Below are 17,135 nucleotides of genomic sequence, written 5' to 3'. Positions count from 1 at the left end.
CCTTAGCCCTTGTAGCGATTCAGCACGTAACGGCTTACCATCAAATCCAAATGCGCACCGCCGCCGTTCTTGAACAAGGTGATCTCGTCATCAGAGCGGCGCTCTAACGTATCGATCCCATAGAAATCCCCAAGCACATCGTCGCGCCCAATTGCACCGCTTGCGAGCGGCGCTTTTAATTCTCCGATATGGTCAATCGTTGTATCGAAACTATCGACAAAGATGCGCGTACGCTGAAGGGCCTCATCGTCCGCTTCGCGCATGTCTGGACGATACGCGCCGATTAAATCCACATGCTGGCCCGCTTGCAGCCATTCACCGCGCAGTACGGGATCTGTGCTCATTGTGGCGCAAGTGATGATGTCCGCCTGCTGAACAGCGCTTGCAAGATCATCCACGACCGTTGCGGCGCGCTGTTGGGCAAAATCTTCAGCGTTCGCGCGCGTGCGACTCCAGACGCTGAATTCAGCATTTTCAAAACCGGCGCTATAGGCGTCATGCAGGCTGCGCGCGACGGTGCCTGATCCGATGATCAAAACTTTACGACTGTCTTTGCGCGCCAACCGCAAAGCTCCAAGCAAGCTATCGCCTGCTGTTTTCCATTTGGTGATCAGATGGAAATCAATGATCGCTTCTAACTGTCCATTGGCATCATCAAACAGCGATACTGCGCCATTCACCATTGGGATATTGTTACTTGGGTTGTTTGGAAAAATCGTGGCGCATTTTACTGCTATGCCCAGCCCATCGATCCAAGCGGAGCGGTTCAGCAGCGTATCTTTCCCGCGATATAGGAACGTATCTGCTATCTCGGCTTTGGGCAGGGTGTGACCGTGTTCAATCGCTTGCGTCAGCCCGATCCAATCAAGACCCTTTTCGCCATCGTCAAAACCGATTTGAATGCTCATGTCGCCTCTTCCTCGCTTAGCAGTCTCTCAGTCACCAATCGCTTGGCCCAACCGCTTGGCCCTTCGAACAGATGGGTCTTCCAGCCGCGCGCCGCTGCGGCCTCGATATTGTCCATGCGATCATCGGCGAACAGCAAGCGATCCGGCGCAATGCCGCAATCGGCCTCAAGCTGGGCATAGATGTCCGCGTCTGGTTTGATGACCTTCATGTGGCCAGAGACGTAGGCGCGGTTAAATTCATTGAGGAAATCGTATTCGGTCTGGGCCAATGCAAAGGTTTCGACGCCAAAGTTGGTCAGGGCGAACACAGGAATATCCTTGGCTTGCAAGGCACGCATCAGGCGGACGGAATGGGGAATGGCAGGACTGGCCATCTTGAGCCAACTGTCATGCCAAATGCGAATGTCATCGCGGATTTCTGGATGTAGATCGGCGGTTTCATAGACCACGTCGCGAAAGTTCTCGCCCCGATCAATGCGATCGTTCATCGCGTGCAGATCGACACTGTCAAAGACCCTGTGACGACGGTCTTCGCCCACGACGCTGTCATAATAGCGCTCTGGTTGCCATTCGATCAGAACATTGCCGATGTCGAATATGACTGCTTCGATACTCATTCTGATCTTCCTTTTACCGAACGCAGGGCGCGTTCCATCGCATCCAAGAAACGTGATTTATCGGCCTTGGAAAAGGGTTTTCCGCCGCCACCTGCGCCGAGTGGGTTCGCTGCGCGCAGGTCTGCCATTAAATCGCGCATCGCGAGTTGTTGGCCGATGTTTGCGGCCGTGAACCGCTCACCATTGTGGCGCAGCACCTCTGCGCCCGCTTCAACGCATTTGGCCGCCAAGGGAATATCGCCCGTGACCACAACGTCGCTTGGCCCGCAGCGATCCGCGATCCACATGTCGGCCACGTCTGGTCCTGCATCAACGATGATGTTCTCGACCAATGGGTTTTGCGAAGGGCGCAAGCCGCCATTGGAGACGACATACATCGTCACCCCATGGCGGGTTGCGACCTTTTCTGCTTCTGCTTTTACGGGACAGGCGTCTGCGTCAATGTAAACGCTCATGCATAGAGCGCTTCTGCGTGGAAGGTCATGTGATCCTCCATAAACGTCGAGATGAAGAAGTAACTGTGATCGTAGCCCGGCTGCATACGGATGATCGCCTCTTGGCGGCGTTTGACTGCGGCCTCGGCAAGCGTTTCGGGACGTAGTAGATCGAGGAATTGATCGTTGGTGCCTGTGTCGATCAGCATTGGTCCGTCGAACCCTTTTTCCTGCATCAGCAGCGCGGCATCATGTTTGGACCATGTGCTTTCGTCATCGCCCAGATAGGCCGCGAGTTGCTTGCGGCCCCAATCAGAGGCGGTTGGTTTGCAGATAGGTGCAAAGGCGGACACAGAGCGGAAACGCCCCTCTAGGTTCATCGCTAAGGTCAGGGCGCCGTGACCACCCATGGAATGACCTGTGATGGCTTGGCGTTCCATGTCGACTTCAAACTGGTCCTCGATCAGCGCGGGGAGCTCATCGGCGATATAGCTCCACATTTTGAAATGTGGGGACCACGGGGATTGAGTGGCGTCCACGTAAAACCCAGCGCCTTGGCCAAGGTCGTAGGCATCGTCATTTGCAACGCCTTCGCCGCGTGGGGATGTGTCGGGGAAGACGACGGCGATGCCTTGTTCGGCTGCCCAATTCTGCGCGCCTGCTTTGACCATGGCGTTTTCATGGGTGCAGGTCAGGCCTGACAGGAACCAAAGGATTGGCACGGGGCCATGCTCGGCCTCTGCTGGCATGAAAAGACCGAAGGTCATGTCGGTGCCGCAGACCTCGGACGTGTGGGTGTAAACGCCTTGGGTGCCGCCGAAACAGGCATTTTCTGATACGGGTGTCATGGTTGATTTCCTTAAGACAGTTGAAAACCGCTGACCCAGCCAATCACCAGTGAAACGGTGAGTATGCTGATTGCGGTTGAGACAAGAATTGCGGCAGAGACGCGTTGCGGCGCCACGCCGTAGTGTTGGGCTAACATGTACACATTACCGGCCACGGGAAGCGCCGCAGCGGCGATAACCACACCGGCGGAATAGCGATCCAGCGGGAAGACCCAAATCGCTGCAATTGCTACGAAAATGGGATGTAGGATGAGTTTGCAGAAAGAGAGCCACACGGCGACTTCAATCCGCTCAGTCGATTTGCTGGCTAGGGATGCGCCAATAGCAAACAAGGCACCGGGCGTTGCTGCATCGCCCAAGAGCGTGACGAACGCATTCACGGGGGTTGGCAGTGGCGCGCCAGTTGCGGACCATGCAAAACCAAGTGAGATCGACACGATCATCGGGTTTTTGAGCAGGCCCAGACCAATTGTTTTGAAGATTGATAGATCAAGGCGCCCTTCGTTTGCGATGGACATCAAGATGACGATCAAGCTGGAAAAGACGATGAGATCAACGGCGAGTACCAGCATCACGGGGCCAATCGCAGCTTGCCCCAAGAGCAGTACCAACATCGGCACACCGAGGAAACCGGCGTTGCCGATAACGGCGCATTGCGCTTCGACCGCTGTTCGGCGCATGCCTTGACCACGAAGCAGCGCAACGATCGTTGCGATCCCGTAAACAAAAGCCGTGCCCCAAAGGTAGGCAACGACGAGGCGACCGTTCCAGACTTCGCCCAGCGACAAGTTCGCCGAAAAACGAAACAACATCGCGGAAAGCGCGAAGTAGAACACGAATTTTGTTAGATATGCCGTTGCCTCAGGTGTGAACGCACCTGTGCGCCCCGCGCCGTAGCCCAGACCAATGATTGCAAAGAAAGGCAGTGTTTGTAGGAAAATATCCAGCATTGCCTTAGCAGTAACTTGCACGTTTGAACGGGGCAAGGTGCTAGCCCGTTGATTTACACCTAAGCGAGGCGCAAAAAGCGTGAGGTTATCAAAACTAGGTGACGCATCTGCAAGATGACTTGCTTAGAGGCATGCAAAACCTGTAGTTTGCTCTGATGTTGGGAGAGACTCATGAATGTGCAGAGCTCTGTGATCCGTAAGGGCCGCAAATTTGATCAAGTTCTGCAAGGCGCGCGTGAAGTGTTTCTCGCGGAAGGTTTCGATGCGGCCAATATGGACCATGTGGCCAAAGTGAGCGGCGTTTCCAAGGCGACAGTCTACAGCTACTTTCCCGATAAAGAGCATCTTTTCTTGGTCGTGATGGAAACAGAGTGCAAATCTCAAGCTGATCTGGCGATGCAGTACATTGACGAGAGTGCACCGCCGATGGTGGTTTTGACAGAAGCGGCGCGTCATATGCTTGGCTTTATGACATCCGAATTCGGACAACGTATGCTGCGCATGAGTATCCTTGCCACCGAACGTTTTCCCGAACTTGGGCAGGCTTTCTACGACAGTGGTCCGATGATGGTTCGTGTGAAGATGACGCCCTATTTTGAAGCAGCGATTGAGCGCGGTGAACTGGTGGTGCCGGATGTCACGCTCGCCATCGATCAATTCTCTGAGCTCTGCAAAGCCGAGGTTTTCCCGAAACTACTGTTCCAAGTGCAATCAAAGTTTACGCAAGCCGAGATTGATCGCCTGATAGAAGGCGCCGTTGAGACGTTCCTCGCGCGTTACGGTGCTAAGGTTTAAAGCCCAGCTTCAGCCTGAATTTGTTTGCGGGATTTGCGCGCGCGCTCTGTCGCTGATTTGAGCTGGCCACAGGCCGCCATGATATCTTCGCCGCGCGGTTTGCGGATCGGCGACGAATATCCGGCGCGGTGGATAATGTCCGCAAAGCGATGGATGCGGTTGTTGGAGGAACGCTTGTACGGCGCGCCAGGCCATTCGTTGAAGGGGATCAGGTTGATCTTGGCGGGAATGCCCTTGATGAGTTTGACCAAACGATGCGCGTCTTCGTCGCTGTCGTTGATCCCATCGAGCATGACGTACTCGAACGTGATGCGTTCGGAATTGGAGACTTTAGGATAAGCGCGCAGGGCCTCAACCAGTTCTTCGATGTTCCAGCGTTTGTTGATCGGCACCAGCTTGTCGCGCACCTCATCTGTGGTCGCGTGGAAGCTGATTGCCAGTTGGCAGCCGATTTCTTGCGCCGTGCGCGCGATCTCTGGCACAACGCCCGAGGTCGATAGCGTAATGCGGCGGCGGGACAGTTGAATGCCCTCTGGATCCATCGCTATGTTCATAGCGTCGCGCACGTTTTCAAAGTTATAAAGCGGTTCGCCCATGCCCATCAGAACGATGTTGCTGAGAAGGCGCGGCGCATCGGTGCGCGTGCCTTGTTCGGGCCATTCATCCAGATCATCACGTGCAACCATGACTTGGCCGATGATTTCGCCGGCGGTCAGATTGCGTACCAGTTTCTGTGTGCCTGTGTGGCAGAAGGAACAGGTGAGGGTGCAACCCACTTGCGAAGACACACAAAGCGTGCCGCGATCCGTTTCAGGGATGTAGACGATTTCGACTTCGTGACCGCCTGCGATTTTCACCAGATATTTGCGCGTGCCATCTTCGGAAATTTGGCGCGTTACGACTTCGGGAACCTCGATCACAAAGTGCTCTGCCAATTGCGCGCGGAACGCTTTGGAGAGGTTGGTCATCTCTTCAAAATCGCGTTTACCCCATTGGTAAATCCATTGCCAAATCTGACCAACGCGCATTTTGGCTTGTTTCTCGGGTGTACCGATTTCGATCAGCGCATCGCGCATGGCGGGACGAGTCAATCCGACAAGATTGGTTGGGCCTTCTGCAGCCTTACGGGGGATTGTCATAACGTCTTGTGTGATCGGAGCAGTGGCCGTCATGGGAGAGTCGCCTTTTTGAGGTGTTGCCGCGCTATACACTAGATCAACGACAATGCAAAAGGTGACGTTAGTCAGCTTTTAGGTTGATCGAGCGCGCTGTGTGTCCAATCCAGTATCTCATCCGCGTGATACTGCGCCTCTGGGGTGACGGTGTTGGGATCATCCAAAAGCGCGGCGTAAAAGTGCACCTCATTCGGGAACCGATCCGTGCGAAAGTACATGGGCGAGCCGCAAGTGCTGCAAAACCCTCGTTCATTTCCTGCACTGCTTTCGAAAGGCACTGGGGCCGTTCCGGTCCATGCCCAACGGCCGTTTTGCTGACCTATCCATGTCGTGAACGGGGAGGCCGTCGCACGGCGGCAGCTTTCGCAGTGACAATGTCCGATGAAGTTGTGAGGACCAATGAGTTCGAAGGTGCAAGCGCCGCAGAGGCAGTGACCTTTCAAAACAGTGTCGGCCATCAGATTGCTCCTAGAAGGGTTTGCTTACCACGAGCCAAAGTATGGCAATCACAACGAATACGCTGGATTCGTTGTAGACGCGCAGGAAGAAATCGCTTTCCTTAAAGATGCCTTGCTGTGCGCGTTTTACCATACGCCCTGTGTATTCATATTGAACAATTAGCCCTGCAACGATTGCGAGCTTGATCAGGCTCCATGTGGGAAAACCCCAATCCCATGCAAGCCAAAGACCGGCCAGAACGCCAATCACACTGAGCATATTCGAAAAGCGATAGAGCCGAAATGTGAGATCACCCAGCGGGCCGTTTTCGCCAAGCCGCTCGTATTCACGTTTCCAGTAAATCAATGCGCGCGGCACTGCGAAGATAGATGTCATCCACCCCATGATACAGAGCAAGTGGATGATCTTGACCCATTCCATTGCCGTTTACTGGCAGCGCTTCTCTGCGTCTTCGACAGAGGCGGTGAAGCCCAGCAGAGAGAAGGTATCTTTGGTTTCTGTGCCGCGGCCAGAGCGTGCAGTCAGAACAGCGCTGCTGCCACGTTTCATTGCGGTGATGATTTTGGCGTCATCTGCAGGTGACGCAGGCCATGCCCATTCTCCATCCGTGAACAGTTCGAACTGCGTCCCACCGATGTTCATGTTCACTGTAGAGCCGCTGGCAAATGGATAACCGCCTGTAAAGGTCAGCTGACCTGAAACACCAGATCCGGGACGGTTAAAGACAAAGAGCAGAATATCACCCCGTTTCACCGCAACAACGCGTCCACCGCGAGTGTTGACGGTTTCTTTGGGCGAAGAAACGCTCCAGCATTCCTTTGGATTGTCTTCGACGAAAACGCTCCAGTCTGTATTTGCGCCCACACGGTTTGTGCTTTGTGATTGAGCAAATGCGCCGCTCGCTGCAAGGGCCATCGCCGCTGCCAATCCGGTGCGCTTAATCCATGAATTCATCTGTCCAGCCTCCAAGCTGTCCGAAGCCTCAATATTAAAGTACAACGCGCGCCTGTAGCCGACGGTTCTCTGCGATGTATTTTCTTCTCGACAAAAGCACATTAGCCTGAAATCCACCACAGGTGAATGCACACTTGGCACTTTTTCGCCGCTCATAATAAGGAATGAAACATGTCTGCACCAGCCCCCTTGGCCGAGATCTGGCGCGGCGAATTCCTTGAGAGTGTTCATATGGGCCATGCGGTGATCTGTGATGGCGCTGGGCAAATTGTAGAAGCGTGGGGGAATGCGGAGGAAATCGTGCTGCCGCGCTCGTCCTCAAAGATGATACAAGCGTTGCCTTTGATCACTTCTGGCGCAGCGGATTTGGCCGGTTTGAGCACAGAACAATTGTCGCTGGCCTGTGCCTCGCATGATGGGGCTGCCATTCATACGGACCGTGTTTCGCGTTGGTTGGATGACTTGGAGCTTTCTGAGGGTGATCTGCGCTGCGGTCCGCAAATGCCCAATGATGAACCGGCTAAGACGAATCTTATCAAGACCGACAAAAGCCCCTGCCAGATTCACAACAATTGTTCGGGTAAACATGCTGGCTTTCTGACGCTTAACAAGCACTTGGGCGCTGGGCCTGAGTATATTGATCCTGCCCATGAGCTGCAAAAGGCTTGTCTCGATGCGTTCGAAGAAACCACCATGGTGACTTCGCCCGGATTTGGCATTGATGGGTGCTCTGCCCCTAATCATGCGACGACGCTTCATGGAATGGCACGGGCGATGGGGTTCTTTGCATCGGCGCATACGCGGTCTGATACGGTCAGTTCCGCGGCCGCGCGATTGACGGAAGCGATGGCACTTCATCCTGAGTTGGTCGCGGGTGAGACCAGAGCCTGCACCGAATTGATGCGCGCGATGGGCGGGCGGGTTGCCATTAAAACAGGCGCTGAAGCCTTTTATGTTGCGATCCTGCCCGAACAGCAGCTTGGCATCGCACTAAAGGTTATGGACGGTGCCACGCGCGGCGCAGAATGTGCGATTGCGGCTTTGCTCGTGCGTTTGGGCGTTTTGGATGCACAGCATCCAGCGACGCTGAAGCGCATGAATGCGCCGATCACCAATTGGCGCGGTGTTCATACGGGGTACATTCGCTCGGCAGCAGGTCTTTCTGCCTAGCCGTTTCTTGCCGCATTCAGCGCGCTGTCTAAGAGCTTTTTGATGTTTCGCTCGGATGTATCCGCCACGAGGCGGGTAATCTCGCGTTTACCCTTTAGGACAACAAGGGTGGAGCGGCGCGTGATTTTCATCCGATCCGCCATGACAGAGGGGCCGTAGGTGTCCCAGTCAATGTCGATGAAGGTGATATTCTGCTCGTAGCTCGGGTCTTGGGATTTGAGCGTCTCAAGGACTTCTTCTTGGGCTGCACAGGTGCCTGACCAGCTTGCCTTGAAGAACAGGATCACGGTTTCTCCGTTGTTGAGATGCTCTCGGTGCAGGTTCGGTGTGTAGGTCAGTGGGCTTGCGAGGATGGGCGTTGATGTTAAGCCAAGGGATGCAGCGCTTGTCAGGAAAAAGGTTCTACGGTCCATCGTGTTAACACCTATTCAAAAAACTAAATGATGACTGATAAATCTTGCAGCCAAATTGGCATAATATTCAGTAGCCAGCCCTCAATAACGTAATGCCACTTGAAGAACAGCATTAAACCGACAGCAATGAATACCGCGCCAAGAGCCGGGCGCGCGGCGGTTGCGAAACGGCGCATTGCGGCCTGTCGCTTTTGAAGGGCTGATCGTGCGCCATATCCGAGCACGACGATAATTGTGGAAATGCCGAGCGCGAAGAAAAGCATGATTGCAGTTGCGCGGAGCAGGCTTTCGCCTTGGCTGGCTAGGGAGATTGCGCCGCCTAAGGTTGGGCCGACACAGGGCGACCAGACTGCGCCGAGAAGCATACCGCCAACGAATTGTCCGGAGAGTGAACTACGATTGATATCATCAAGGCCGCTATCCGCGCGGGCTGCCACACCAGCAGTGGCTGTTGAAAACAGCGCAGAGGCTTGTGGCACCAGCAGGACAATTCCGAAGAGGATCATCAAAACAGCACCAGCTTGGGCGATGTCATCGGCCGTAAGGCCCACAGCGCGCCCAAAGGCGGACACGGCAACGCCGAGCACGACGAATGACAGGCTCATCCCTGCAGCGAGGGCCAAAGGCCCCCAACGGCTTGCTTGAAGCGCAGTCGCCAAGACGATTGGCAGGACTGGCAAGACGCAAGGGTTAATCAGCGTCAGCAAGCCCGCGCCATATGCAAATATTAATTCCATATGCAGGGATTAGAATATTAGAGCCTGTCTCGTAAGCCCTCAGCTCTGTTCAGGTGTTCAATTTTTTGTGGGTTTCTGTTTGGACAATTGAACCAGCAAAATCCCCACGGTGATGATGACGACGCCCACGATGTCCATTGCGCCGATGGCTTCGCCCAAAAGGAGCGCGGCGATCGCAACACCAAAGAAGGGGTTGAGGAAGTGGAAGGTTGATGCACGTACTGCACCAATCCGTTCTACGAGGCTAAACCAGACGAAAGTCGCAAGGACGCCCGGTACAAGCGTTGTGTAGAGGAAAGCGACCGTCAGTTTGGTTGATGGGCTGTAAGTGAGCGTCTCGGTAAAGGCCGACACAATGGCGAGCACGAAGGCGCCGACAAACATTTGCAGGCCGACGATCATCAACAAATTGCCGCTTGAAGAAACACCGCGCATTGCGAGCGTAGCGACGCTCAATGCGAGTGCGCCAATGATGCAAAGTCCCATGCCAAGCAGATCAGCATTGCCGCTAAAGCGCGCGCCCATGATCAAGAAGACACCTACGATTCCCATCACCAGGCCGATGACCCCTTGCAGGGGCAAACGCTCCTTTAGGAACAGCCAACCGGCACCTGCAACCATCAACGGCATAGCCGATGCGATGATAGAGGCGAGCGAAGCTTCGATCGTTTGCATCGCGTAGAAATTCAGACCGAGATAGAGCGCATTTTGGCACAGGCCAAAGACGAAGACGGTGATCCATTGCGCGCGCGTCAAATGCCAGTTTTGACCAAGCGCTTTTGCGATCAAAACGCCTACAACGCCAGACACAAAAAACCGCAAGCTGAGGGCGGCAATTGGCGGTGCATCTTGCACGATTATGCGGGCAGAGGTGAAGGCGCTTGACCACATCAAGGCAAAAGCCAAACCCATCAATAATGCACGTATATCCAAGGCGTTTTCCCAAATTAAAAAAGGGTCACCCGATTGAGCGACCCTTTTCGTAAATCATCTCTGAAACAGAGTTAGCCGTTAACGCTGTCTTTCAACGCTTTGGCGATTGTCATTTTAACAACCTTGTCTGCTTCTTTTTTGATTTGCTCACCCGTTGCTGGGTTGCGAACCATACGCTCTGGACGCTCACGGCAGTAGATTTTGCCAACGCCAGGAAGTGTCACAGCGCCGCCGCCGGATACTTCACGTGTGATCAGTGCGCATACTGAATCTAGTGCTGCGCCTGCAGCTTTCTTGTCAGCGCCCATTTCTTCAGCCAGTGCAGCGACCAGTTGAGTTTTTGTCATTGGTTTTGCCATGTTCATGGTCTCCCTTTACTGCCCGTATATTGGGCCTCTGAGGATGCATCTAACGTCATCTTGACCCTTAGCACAACGGATTGTGGTGCAAAAAAGTGCGAAAAATAGGCGTTTTTGCAAGTTTCCGCCGAGTCAAAGGAAGGCTGTTTCGTGAAATGAGCGTAATTTCCGACTTTGGATGCGCTCAAGCGGCATACCGCTGAGAGTCTCCATCGCCTTAATACCGATCATCAAATGGCGTGCAACCTGTGTTGTGTAAAAGTCAGATGCCATGCCCGGCAGCTTCAATTCACCGTGCAAAGGTTTGTCAGAGACGCACAAAAGCGTGCCGTAAGGGATGCGGAAGCGGAAACCATTTGCGGCGATTGTTGCGCTTTCCATATCAAGCGCGACCGCACGAGATTGGGACAGGCGCTGCACGGGGCCGTCTTGATCGCGCAGTTCCCAATTGCGGTTGTCGACCGAGGCAACTGTACCTGTGCGCATGATGCGTTTTAGGTCATACCCTTTGAGCTTTGTGACGTCTGCGACGGCTTCTTCCAGCGCGATTTGCATCTCGGCAAGGGCTGGAATTGGCACCCAAACGGGCAGGTCATCATCAAGCACGCGGTCCTCGCGTAAGTACGCGTGGGCAAGGACAAAATCACCCAAGCTTTGCGAGTTGCGAAGGCCTGCACAATGCCCAACCATAAGCCAAGCATGGGGGCGCAGAACAGCAACGTGATCAGTGGCGGTTTTGGCGTTGGAGGGGCCGACACCGATGTTGACCAATGTGATGCCGCTGCCGTCCTCTTTCTTGAGGTGATAGGTTGGCATTTGCGGCGTTTTGAGCGTGGGTTCAATCACCTCTGTTGGATCAGTGATTTCGACGTTTCCGGTGCTCACAAAACTTGTGTAGCCGCTCTTTGGATCGGCCATTTGTGCGCGTGCATAGGCCTCGAATTCGGAAACGTAGAATTGGTAGTTTGTGAAGAGAACGTGGTTCTGGAAATGGCTTGGGTCCGTCGCCGTGTAGTGCGCAAGGCGTGCAAGTGAATAGTCAACGCGCTGAGCTGTGAAAGGCGCCAACGGTTCAGTTCCGTCCTCAGGCAATTTATGCGTGCCGTTCACGATGTCATCGTTTGTGGTGCTGAGGTCTGGCACGTCAAAAACATCGCGCAGAATGAATTCTGCTGCGCCGTCTTGAGGCACGGAAATGCTGGCATCGTTTGCCACGGCAAAGTGGACTGGGATGGGCGTGTCGGACACACCGATCTTGACTGAAACGTCATGGTTTTCGATCAAGAGGCCGATTTGCTGCTCTAGATATTTCTGGAAAAGATCAGGGCGCGTGATTGTCGCCGCGTGTGTGCCGGGGGATGAGACGTGACCAAAGCTCAGGCGGCTATCAACCTGCGCAAAGGTCGTCGTCGTGATGCGAATTTCTGGATAGAACGCGCGGTAGCGATGACCCGGATGTCCCTCGACCATTGCTTCCGCGAATTTTTCGCAGAGGAATGATGTCGCGGTGTCGTAGAGTTTGATCAACTGAGCGACCGCAGCCTTTGGGTCGCGGTAGTTTTCCGTATCGTGGACCTTCGGGGTCACTACTGAATTTTGCGTCATGGGTACCTCAAGTGTCCGCGTTATCAAAAAGCGGCGTTAATTCGAATTTCGTGACATCCACGAGGCCGAGGTCGGAAATCCTGATTTCAGGAATGACCACCAAAGCCAAAAGTGAATGTTGCATGTAGGCGTTGTTCAAGGTGCAGCCGCAGTCTTGCATGGCTTTGACCATGTCTTCGGCTTTGCGCGCGACCTCGGCCGCGGGGCGATCTGACATCAGGCCCGCGATGGGCAGCTCGACCAGCGCGAGTTCTTCGCCGTCTTTCCAAACTGTGATGCCACCGCCAATGTCTGACAGGCGGTTCGCAGCGGCTGCCATCATGGCGCGGTCCGTGCCGACAACGATCATATGGTGGCTGTCATGGGCGACGGTGGAGGCCATTGCCATTGGTCCCTCATAACCAAAGCCGGAAACGAAGCCATTAACCACTGTTCCTATCGCGCGGTGGCGTTCAACGAGAGCGATTTGGAAGATGTCGCTTTGATCCGTGGTTTCAACCAATCCGTTTGTAACTGGTAAATCCGCTTTGAGCGCTTTGGTCGGCGCTTGGTTTTCAACGACGCCGATGACATTGGCGCGCACTGTGTTGGCGCCTTCGGGTGCTTTGATTTCAAAGTCAGTGGCTGACTTGGCGGGGCCCATGTTGACAGTGCCGCGTGCATGGCGCGGCCAATCGAAGTGAGGGCATTCCGCCTCGCAAATTCCCATGCGCGCTACGGTTTGGCCGCGTGCAATCACATGTTCGATTGGCAATGCTTTTAGATCGGAGGTCAAAATTACATCTGCGCGGCGACCCGGTGCGATGGAGCCGAGTTCGCGCTCCAACCCAAAGTGCGTTGCCGTGTTGATCGTGGCCATTTGCAGCGCGATCAAGGGATCACAGCCGCATTCAATAGCGTGGCGCACGACGCGGTTCATATGACCCTCGTTCACGATAGTGCCAGAGTGGCTGTCATCGGTGCACAAAATGAAATTGCGCGGATCGAGGCCCTTTTCTGTGACCGCAGTGATCTGGCTTTCCACGTCATACCACGCAGAGCCAAGGCGCATCATGTGGCGCATGCCTTGCCGCGTGCGCGCGATGGCGTCGGCCTCGCAGGTGCCCTCGTGGTCATCGGCAGCGCCACCAGCGGCATATGCGTGGAAGGCTGGACCTAAATCGGGGGATGCATAATGCCCACCGACGGTTTTTCCCGCGTTCTGTGTCGCGGCCATTTCAGCAAGCATTTGCGGATCGCCATTCACGACGCCCGGGAAATTCATCATTTCGCCTAGGCCGATGATCCCCGGCCAAGCCATGGCTTCGGCTACGTCCTCAGCAGAAATTTCAAAGCCAGTTGTTTCAAGTCCAGGCGCGGAAGGGGCACAGGATGGCATTTGTGTGAAAACGTTGATCGGTTGCATCAACGCTTCGTCATGCATCATGCGTACGCCCTCAAGGCCGAGCACATTGGCGATCTCGTGCGGATCGGTAAACATCGACGTGGTGCCATGCGGAATCACAGCGCGGGAAAATTCAGCAGGGGTGAGCATGCCGCTTTCGATATGCATATGTCCATCACACAAACCCGGGATCATGTAGCGCCCGTTTGCGTCGATCACTTCGGTCTCAGGTCCGATGCAATGGGATGCGTCAGGCCCGCAATAGGCAAAGCGCCCATCCGCAATCGCGAGGTCATGATTTTCGAGACATTCGCGGGTGTGCACATTGACCCATGTGCCGCCCTTGATCACGAGGTCTGCGGCTGCGCGTCCTGCTGCAACGGCGACCAACCTTGGCGCGCTTTGCGCCCATGTTTTGAAATGCGTTTCGCTCATGTCCAAAGTTGACACGCAAGCCTCTGATGTTCAAGCATCTGATTGCAATGTGTATCGGAGAAATCGGATGGATTACGAAACAGTGAGCGCCGAGGATTTCGGCGCATCTCTCACAGGGCTGGGGTTAAATATCCTCGTGCGCGATGTGCTGGCGCAGGCGGAATTCCTTAAGACGGTCTTTGGTATGAAAGGGCATCGCGTGACGGCAGATTTCGCGATCATGACATATGGCGATCAGGTGTTTCAGCTTCACAGTGACGGCACATACCATTCCCATCCTCTGCCGAGCCTCTTACCGGAAGCAGGCGCGCGCGGTGCTGGCGCTGAATTTCGCCTTTATATGACTGACCCTGATGAGGCCGTAGCCAAGGCCAAGTCGCAAGGCGCACATGTGCTGCAAAAGCCAACAGATAAACCCCATGGACTGCGCGAAGCTTATATCTTGTGTGAAAACGGATATGCGTGGGTCCCATCCCGTATTTTGAACGCAGAAGAAAGAGCCGCAGTATGAACATTCGTCCCAACATGGATAACTGGCAAGAACGTGTCGATCTCGCCGCGGCGTTTCGTTGGACCGCTCGGCTAAATATGCACGAAGGCGTGGCCAATCATTTCTCTCTTGCGATCAATGAGGATGGAACGCGGTTTTTGATGAACCCCAATCAGGTGCATTTCAGTCGTGTGAAGGCCTCCGATCTGATCGTTGTTGATGCGAATGATCCCGAAACGTTGAAGGGTCCAGACGCGCCCGATCCAACAGCGTGGGGGTTGCACGGTGGTATGCATCGTTATTGCCCTGAGGCGCGATGCGCGATGCATGTGCATTCGATCTTTGCGACAGTGCTTGCGTCGCTCGCTGATAGCAGGTTGCCACCGATTGATCAGAATACCGCGACTTTCTTTAACCGTGTGGTCATTGATGAAAACTACGGTGGTTTGGCGTTCGAGGAAGAGGGCGAGCGCTGTGCGAAGCTGTTTGATGATCCAAAGAAGAAGGTGATGGTCATGGGCAACCATGGCATCATGATTATTGGCAAGACGGTCGCTGAAACCTTTAACCGCTTGTTCTATTTCGAGAGGTCCTGCGAAACCTACATTCGTGCGCTCCAAACGGGTCAGCCTTTGCGAGTCTTGTCCGATGAAATCGCGGAAAAGACAGCGCAGGAATTGGAAGAATATCCAGAGCAGGATGAGCGCCATTTGGCAGAGCTCAAGGCAATCCTTGATGATGAGGGTTCTAATTATTCAAGCTAGGACAATCCGCACCTTGCAAGTGACTGTGCTGCGCGACAGATAAGAGGCATGACAAAACATCTTCTCTCTTTCGGGCACGGCTATTCTGCGCGTGCGTTAACGCCGCTCTTGCTTGCGCAGGGGTTCACCATTGCAGGCACGACACGGTCTGAGGACAAGGCGAAAGCGCATCAAAGCGATGGCGTGACGCCAATGATTTGGCCGAATGAAGATTTGCAGGGCGAAGACGTGCGACGTGAGTTGGAAAAGGCTACGCATCTGTTGATTTCGGCAGGTCCGAATAGCGAAGGTGATCCTGTCTTGAATGCGTTTCGGACGGAGATTGCAGCGCGCGCGCCGCATCTCGAATGGGTCGGTTATCTTTCGACGACGGGCGTTTATGGCGATGCGCAGGGGGATTGGGTGGATGAAGAAAGCTCGCTCAAACCCTCCACAAAGCGCGGGCAGATGCGTGTGGATGCAGAGGCTGAGTGGCAAGCGATACTAGATTTGCCGCTGCATATTTTCCGCCTTGCGGGCATTTATGGCCCTGGTCGCGGCCCCTTTGCAAAGGTCCGTGCAGGAACGGCACGGCGGATCATCAAAAAGAATCAAGTGTTCAGCCGTATTCACGTGGAAGATATAGCGCAGGTGCTCGCTGCCTCGATCACGCAACCCAACATCGGCGCGGTTTATAACCTGTGTGACAATGATCCAGCCCCGCCTGAGGACGTGATTGCCCATGCAGCCGAGCTTTTGGAGCTACCTTTGCCACCCGCTGTTGATTTTGAAACGGCTGATATGACCCCGATGGCGCGCAGCTTTTATGCGGAGAGCAAACGCGTGCGCAATAACCTTATCAAAGATGAGCTGGGGGTGAAGTTGCGATATCCTGATTACCGAAGCGGGCTTGCTGCCCTGCTCGCGTCAGAGCGCGCTGCCGGATAGATCGGAAACCTTTGGTTTTGGCAGGTGACTGAGGGCGTCCATCACTTGAGCGCGACAGGTCAGTACACTTGAGTCGTTGCCTAAAAGCGCGTCGGGTACATTGGGGGTTTTCAGCACAAGCTTGCGCCAGCGATGCACGATCAGAGTTCGAAGCGTTGCGATTTGCGCGGCTGTAAGAGTTGCAGTCGTATCACTTTGTAGGGCGAGGCTCCCCAGCGTCGTAAATAGGTCCTCAAACGCGGTGTTGAGTTCATGAGAAATGAGTGATTGGCGCACCCAATCTGGAACAGCGCCGAGTTCACCTTGCAAAACAAGCGCCTCGCTTCCCTGCTCAGTGCTTGCACCGTTGGCAAGATAGGTGCCCGACCCAATTGGAACGTAGCCTTTCTGAACCATGCTATCAGAGCGCACATGTTCGTCGCTGGCGAGGGCAGGGGGGTAGCAGAGAATATGCCATTTGGTTTGCGCGTTTTGCACAGACGCATAGATGCGCCCACTCGCGATTGCGCTTTGTTTGATGCCTTCGCTGCTGAGCACGTGAAAGGCTTCGCGCCCACGTTTGCTGGTGTCAATCCAACCGTCATTGCGCAAACGATGCAAAGCCACGCGCATGGCTTCGGGGCGGATTCCAACAGGCGAAAGAATATCACTTAGGATTGCACCAGAGAGCGCGTCGCCTTGCGGAGCAAGATCTCCGAAAACAGAGACGACCAGCGACCACACACGGGGTTGCTGGTCGCCTGCGAGGCGACGAACTGCAGCTAGGAAAGCGTCAGTG

General features: G+C 54.6%; 21 protein-coding genes. 5 read left to right on the top strand and 16 right to left on the bottom strand.

The window, feature by feature from the left end; translation table 11 throughout:
- Positions 1-2: 2 nt before the first annotated feature.
- The 5 genes from ABJQ89_RS09935 to ABJQ89_RS09915 are packed head-to-tail and all read right to left on the bottom strand — an operon-like array spanning position 3 to position 3,757.
- Positions 3-908, bottom strand: a complete 906-nt coding sequence (locus tag ABJQ89_RS09935; RefSeq protein ID WP_348496086.1) for an ornithine cyclodeaminase — start codon at positions 906-908, stop codon at positions 3-5.
- Entirely contained in the window at positions 905-1,525 is a 621-nt protein-coding gene (locus tag ABJQ89_RS09930) for an HAD family phosphatase (RefSeq protein ID WP_348496085.1), read from the bottom strand. The genes ABJQ89_RS09935 and ABJQ89_RS09930 overlap by 4 nt, the downstream gene beginning before the upstream one ends.
- On the bottom strand, positions 1,522-1,980 hold the full coding sequence (locus ABJQ89_RS09925) for a YaiI/YqxD family protein (RefSeq protein WP_348496084.1): 459 nt from the start codon (positions 1,978-1,980) through the stop codon (positions 1,522-1,524). The genes ABJQ89_RS09930 and ABJQ89_RS09925 overlap by 4 nt, the downstream gene beginning before the upstream one ends.
- Positions 1,977-2,807: an S-formylglutathione hydrolase gene (fghA, locus tag ABJQ89_RS09920; protein ID WP_348496083.1), complete on the bottom strand. Its 831-nt coding sequence runs from the start codon at positions 2,805-2,807 to the stop codon at positions 1,977-1,979. The genes ABJQ89_RS09925 and fghA overlap by 4 nt, the downstream gene beginning before the upstream one ends.
- Positions 2,808-2,818: 11 nt before the next feature.
- Positions 2,819-3,757, bottom strand: coding sequence for an AEC family transporter (locus tag ABJQ89_RS09915; RefSeq protein WP_348496087.1), 939 nt, complete (start codon positions 3,755-3,757; stop codon positions 2,819-2,821).
- 171 nt (positions 3,758-3,928) lie between these two features.
- On the opposite strand from ABJQ89_RS09915, the gene ABJQ89_RS09910 reads away from it, so the two are divergent.
- Positions 3,929-4,552: a TetR/AcrR family transcriptional regulator gene (locus tag ABJQ89_RS09910; RefSeq protein ID WP_348496082.1), complete on the top strand. Its 624-nt coding sequence runs from the start codon at positions 3,929-3,931 to the stop codon at positions 4,550-4,552.
- Here the strand turns inward: ABJQ89_RS09910 and rlmN are convergent.
- From rlmN to ABJQ89_RS09890, 4 genes are all read right to left on the bottom strand, one after another.
- On the bottom strand, positions 4,549-5,724 hold the full coding sequence (gene rlmN, locus ABJQ89_RS09905; RefSeq protein WP_348496081.1) for a 23S rRNA (adenine(2503)-C(2))-methyltransferase RlmN: 1,176 nt from the start codon (positions 5,722-5,724) through the stop codon (positions 4,549-4,551). The genes ABJQ89_RS09910 and rlmN overlap by 4 nt on opposite strands.
- Positions 5,725-5,795: 71 nt before the next feature.
- Complete coding sequence (locus ABJQ89_RS09900; protein WP_348496080.1) at positions 5,796-6,185, bottom strand: GFA family protein; 390 nt, start codon at positions 6,183-6,185, stop codon at positions 5,796-5,798.
- Positions 6,186-6,195: 10 nt separating this feature from the next.
- Complete coding sequence (locus tag ABJQ89_RS09895) at positions 6,196-6,606, bottom strand: CopD family protein (protein ID WP_348496079.1); 411 nt, start codon at positions 6,604-6,606, stop codon at positions 6,196-6,198.
- A gap of 6 nt (positions 6,607-6,612) precedes the next feature.
- Entirely contained in the window at positions 6,613-7,140 is a 528-nt protein-coding gene (locus tag ABJQ89_RS09890; RefSeq protein ID WP_348496078.1) for an invasion associated locus B family protein, read from the bottom strand.
- Between the two features lie 171 nt (positions 7,141-7,311).
- On the opposite strand from ABJQ89_RS09890, the gene ABJQ89_RS09885 reads away from it, so the two are divergent.
- A complete protein-coding gene (locus ABJQ89_RS09885; RefSeq protein ID WP_348496077.1) occupies positions 7,312-8,310 on the top strand; it encodes an asparaginase in 999 nt (332 codons plus the stop codon).
- Here the strand turns inward: ABJQ89_RS09885 and ABJQ89_RS09880 are convergent.
- The 6 genes from ABJQ89_RS09880 to ade all read right to left on the bottom strand — a co-directional run bounded on the left by ABJQ89_RS09880 (position 8,307) and on the right by ade (position 14,176).
- Complete coding sequence (locus ABJQ89_RS09880) at positions 8,307-8,723, bottom strand: thioredoxin family protein (protein WP_348496076.1); 417 nt, start codon at positions 8,721-8,723, stop codon at positions 8,307-8,309. The genes ABJQ89_RS09885 and ABJQ89_RS09880 overlap by 4 nt on opposite strands.
- Positions 8,724-8,746: 23 nt before the next feature.
- Positions 8,747-9,460, bottom strand: coding sequence for a cytochrome c biogenesis CcdA family protein (locus tag ABJQ89_RS09875; RefSeq protein WP_348496075.1), 714 nt, complete (start codon positions 9,458-9,460; stop codon positions 8,747-8,749).
- Between the two features lie 57 nt (positions 9,461-9,517).
- The gene (locus ABJQ89_RS09870) at positions 9,518-10,393 is read right to left on the bottom strand and encodes a DMT family transporter (protein WP_348496074.1); all 876 of its coding nucleotides are present in this window, start codon (positions 10,391-10,393) and stop codon (positions 9,518-9,520) included.
- A gap of 71 nt (positions 10,394-10,464) precedes the next feature.
- Entirely contained in the window at positions 10,465-10,752 is a 288-nt protein-coding gene (locus ABJQ89_RS09865; RefSeq protein ID WP_348496073.1) for an HU family DNA-binding protein, read from the bottom strand.
- Positions 10,753-10,884: 132 nt separating this feature from the next.
- Complete coding sequence (locus ABJQ89_RS09860) at positions 10,885-12,357, bottom strand: AMP nucleosidase (protein WP_348496072.1); 1,473 nt, start codon at positions 12,355-12,357, stop codon at positions 10,885-10,887.
- A gap of 7 nt (positions 12,358-12,364) precedes the next feature.
- A complete protein-coding gene (gene ade / locus ABJQ89_RS09855; RefSeq protein ID WP_348496071.1) occupies positions 12,365-14,176 on the bottom strand; it encodes an adenine deaminase in 1,812 nt (603 codons plus the stop codon).
- A 67-nt stretch (positions 14,177-14,243) separates the two neighbouring features.
- Between ade and ABJQ89_RS09850 the strand changes: the two genes are divergently transcribed.
- Genes ABJQ89_RS09850 through ABJQ89_RS09840 form a run of 3 tightly spaced genes read left to right on the top strand, consistent with a single transcriptional unit; the run spans position 14,244 to position 16,357 of the window.
- The gene (locus ABJQ89_RS09850; protein WP_348496070.1) at positions 14,244-14,687 is read left to right on the top strand and encodes a VOC family protein; all 444 of its coding nucleotides are present in this window, start codon (positions 14,244-14,246) and stop codon (positions 14,685-14,687) included.
- Positions 14,684-15,430, top strand: coding sequence for a class II aldolase and adducin N-terminal domain-containing protein (locus ABJQ89_RS09845; protein ID WP_348496069.1), 747 nt, complete (start codon positions 14,684-14,686; stop codon positions 15,428-15,430). The genes ABJQ89_RS09850 and ABJQ89_RS09845 overlap by 4 nt, the downstream gene beginning before the upstream one ends.
- Positions 15,431-15,478: 48 nt before the next feature.
- Positions 15,479-16,357, top strand: coding sequence for an SDR family oxidoreductase (locus ABJQ89_RS09840; protein WP_348496068.1), 879 nt, complete (start codon positions 15,479-15,481; stop codon positions 16,355-16,357).
- Here ABJQ89_RS09840 and ABJQ89_RS09835 read toward each other — a convergent pair.
- Positions 16,337-17,135, bottom strand: a 799-nt coding sequence (locus ABJQ89_RS09835; RefSeq protein WP_348496067.1) for a PaaX family transcriptional regulator C-terminal domain-containing protein, incomplete at its 5' end; no start/stop codon positions are given. The two genes, ABJQ89_RS09840 and ABJQ89_RS09835, sit on opposite strands and share 21 nt — an antisense overlap.

Source organism: Planktotalea sp., from assembly GCF_039984035.1.
GTDB lineage: Bacteria > Pseudomonadota > Alphaproteobacteria > Rhodobacterales > Rhodobacteraceae > Planktotalea.
Note: the sequence above shows the minus strand (reverse complement) of the source record. Positions and strands in the feature narration are given on the sequence as shown.

Bases quoted from the DNA above. Each gene is read 5' to 3' on its own strand.
- fghA (WP_348496083.1), bottom strand. From the start codon at position 2,807: ATGACACCCGTATCAGAAAATGCCTGTTTCGGCGGCACCCAAGGCGTT.
- ABJQ89_RS09885 (WP_348496077.1), top strand. From the start codon at position 7,312: ATGTCTGCACCAGCCCCCTTGGCCGAGATCTGGCGCGGCGAATTCCTT.
- ABJQ89_RS09860 (WP_348496072.1), bottom strand. From the start codon at position 12,357: ATGACGCAAAATTCAGTAGTGACCCCGAAGGTCCACGATACGGAAAAC.
- ABJQ89_RS09890 (WP_348496078.1), bottom strand. From the start codon at position 7,140: ATGAATTCATGGATTAAGCGCACCGGATTGGCAGCGGCGATGGCCCTT.
- ABJQ89_RS09935 (WP_348496086.1), bottom strand. From the start codon at position 908: ATGAGCATTCAAATCGGTTTTGACGATGGCGAAAAGGGTCTTGATTGG.
- ABJQ89_RS09900 (WP_348496080.1), bottom strand. From the start codon at position 6,185: ATGGCCGACACTGTTTTGAAAGGTCACTGCCTCTGCGGCGCTTGCACC.
- ABJQ89_RS09850 (WP_348496070.1), top strand. From the start codon at position 14,244: ATGGATTACGAAACAGTGAGCGCCGAGGATTTCGGCGCATCTCTCACA.
- rlmN (WP_348496081.1), bottom strand. From the start codon at position 5,724: ATGACGGCCACTGCTCCGATCACACAAGACGTTATGACAATCCCCCGT.
- ABJQ89_RS09880 (WP_348496076.1), bottom strand. From the start codon at position 8,723: ATGGACCGTAGAACCTTTTTCCTGACAAGCGCTGCATCCCTTGGCTTA.
- ABJQ89_RS09840 (WP_348496068.1), top strand. From the start codon at position 15,479: ATGACAAAACATCTTCTCTCTTTCGGGCACGGCTATTCTGCGCGTGCG.
- ABJQ89_RS09865 (WP_348496073.1), bottom strand. From the start codon at position 10,752: ATGGCAAAACCAATGACAAAAACTCAACTGGTCGCTGCACTGGCTGAA.
- ABJQ89_RS09845 (WP_348496069.1), top strand. From the start codon at position 14,684: ATGAACATTCGTCCCAACATGGATAACTGGCAAGAACGTGTCGATCTC.
- ade (WP_348496071.1), bottom strand. From the start codon at position 14,176: ATGAGCGAAACGCATTTCAAAACATGGGCGCAAAGCGCGCCAAGGTTG.
- ABJQ89_RS09895 (WP_348496079.1), bottom strand. From the start codon at position 6,606: ATGGAATGGGTCAAGATCATCCACTTGCTCTGTATCATGGGGTGGATG.
- ABJQ89_RS09925 (WP_348496084.1), bottom strand. From the start codon at position 1,980: ATGAGCGTTTACATTGACGCAGACGCCTGTCCCGTAAAAGCAGAAGCA.
- ABJQ89_RS09910 (WP_348496082.1), top strand. From the start codon at position 3,929: ATGAATGTGCAGAGCTCTGTGATCCGTAAGGGCCGCAAATTTGATCAA.
- ABJQ89_RS09915 (WP_348496087.1), bottom strand. From the start codon at position 3,757: ATGCTGGATATTTTCCTACAAACACTGCCTTTCTTTGCAATCATTGGT.
- ABJQ89_RS09930 (WP_348496085.1), bottom strand. From the start codon at position 1,525: ATGAGTATCGAAGCAGTCATATTCGACATCGGCAATGTTCTGATCGAA.
- ABJQ89_RS09875 (WP_348496075.1), bottom strand. From the start codon at position 9,460: ATGGAATTAATATTTGCATATGGCGCGGGCTTGCTGACGCTGATTAAC.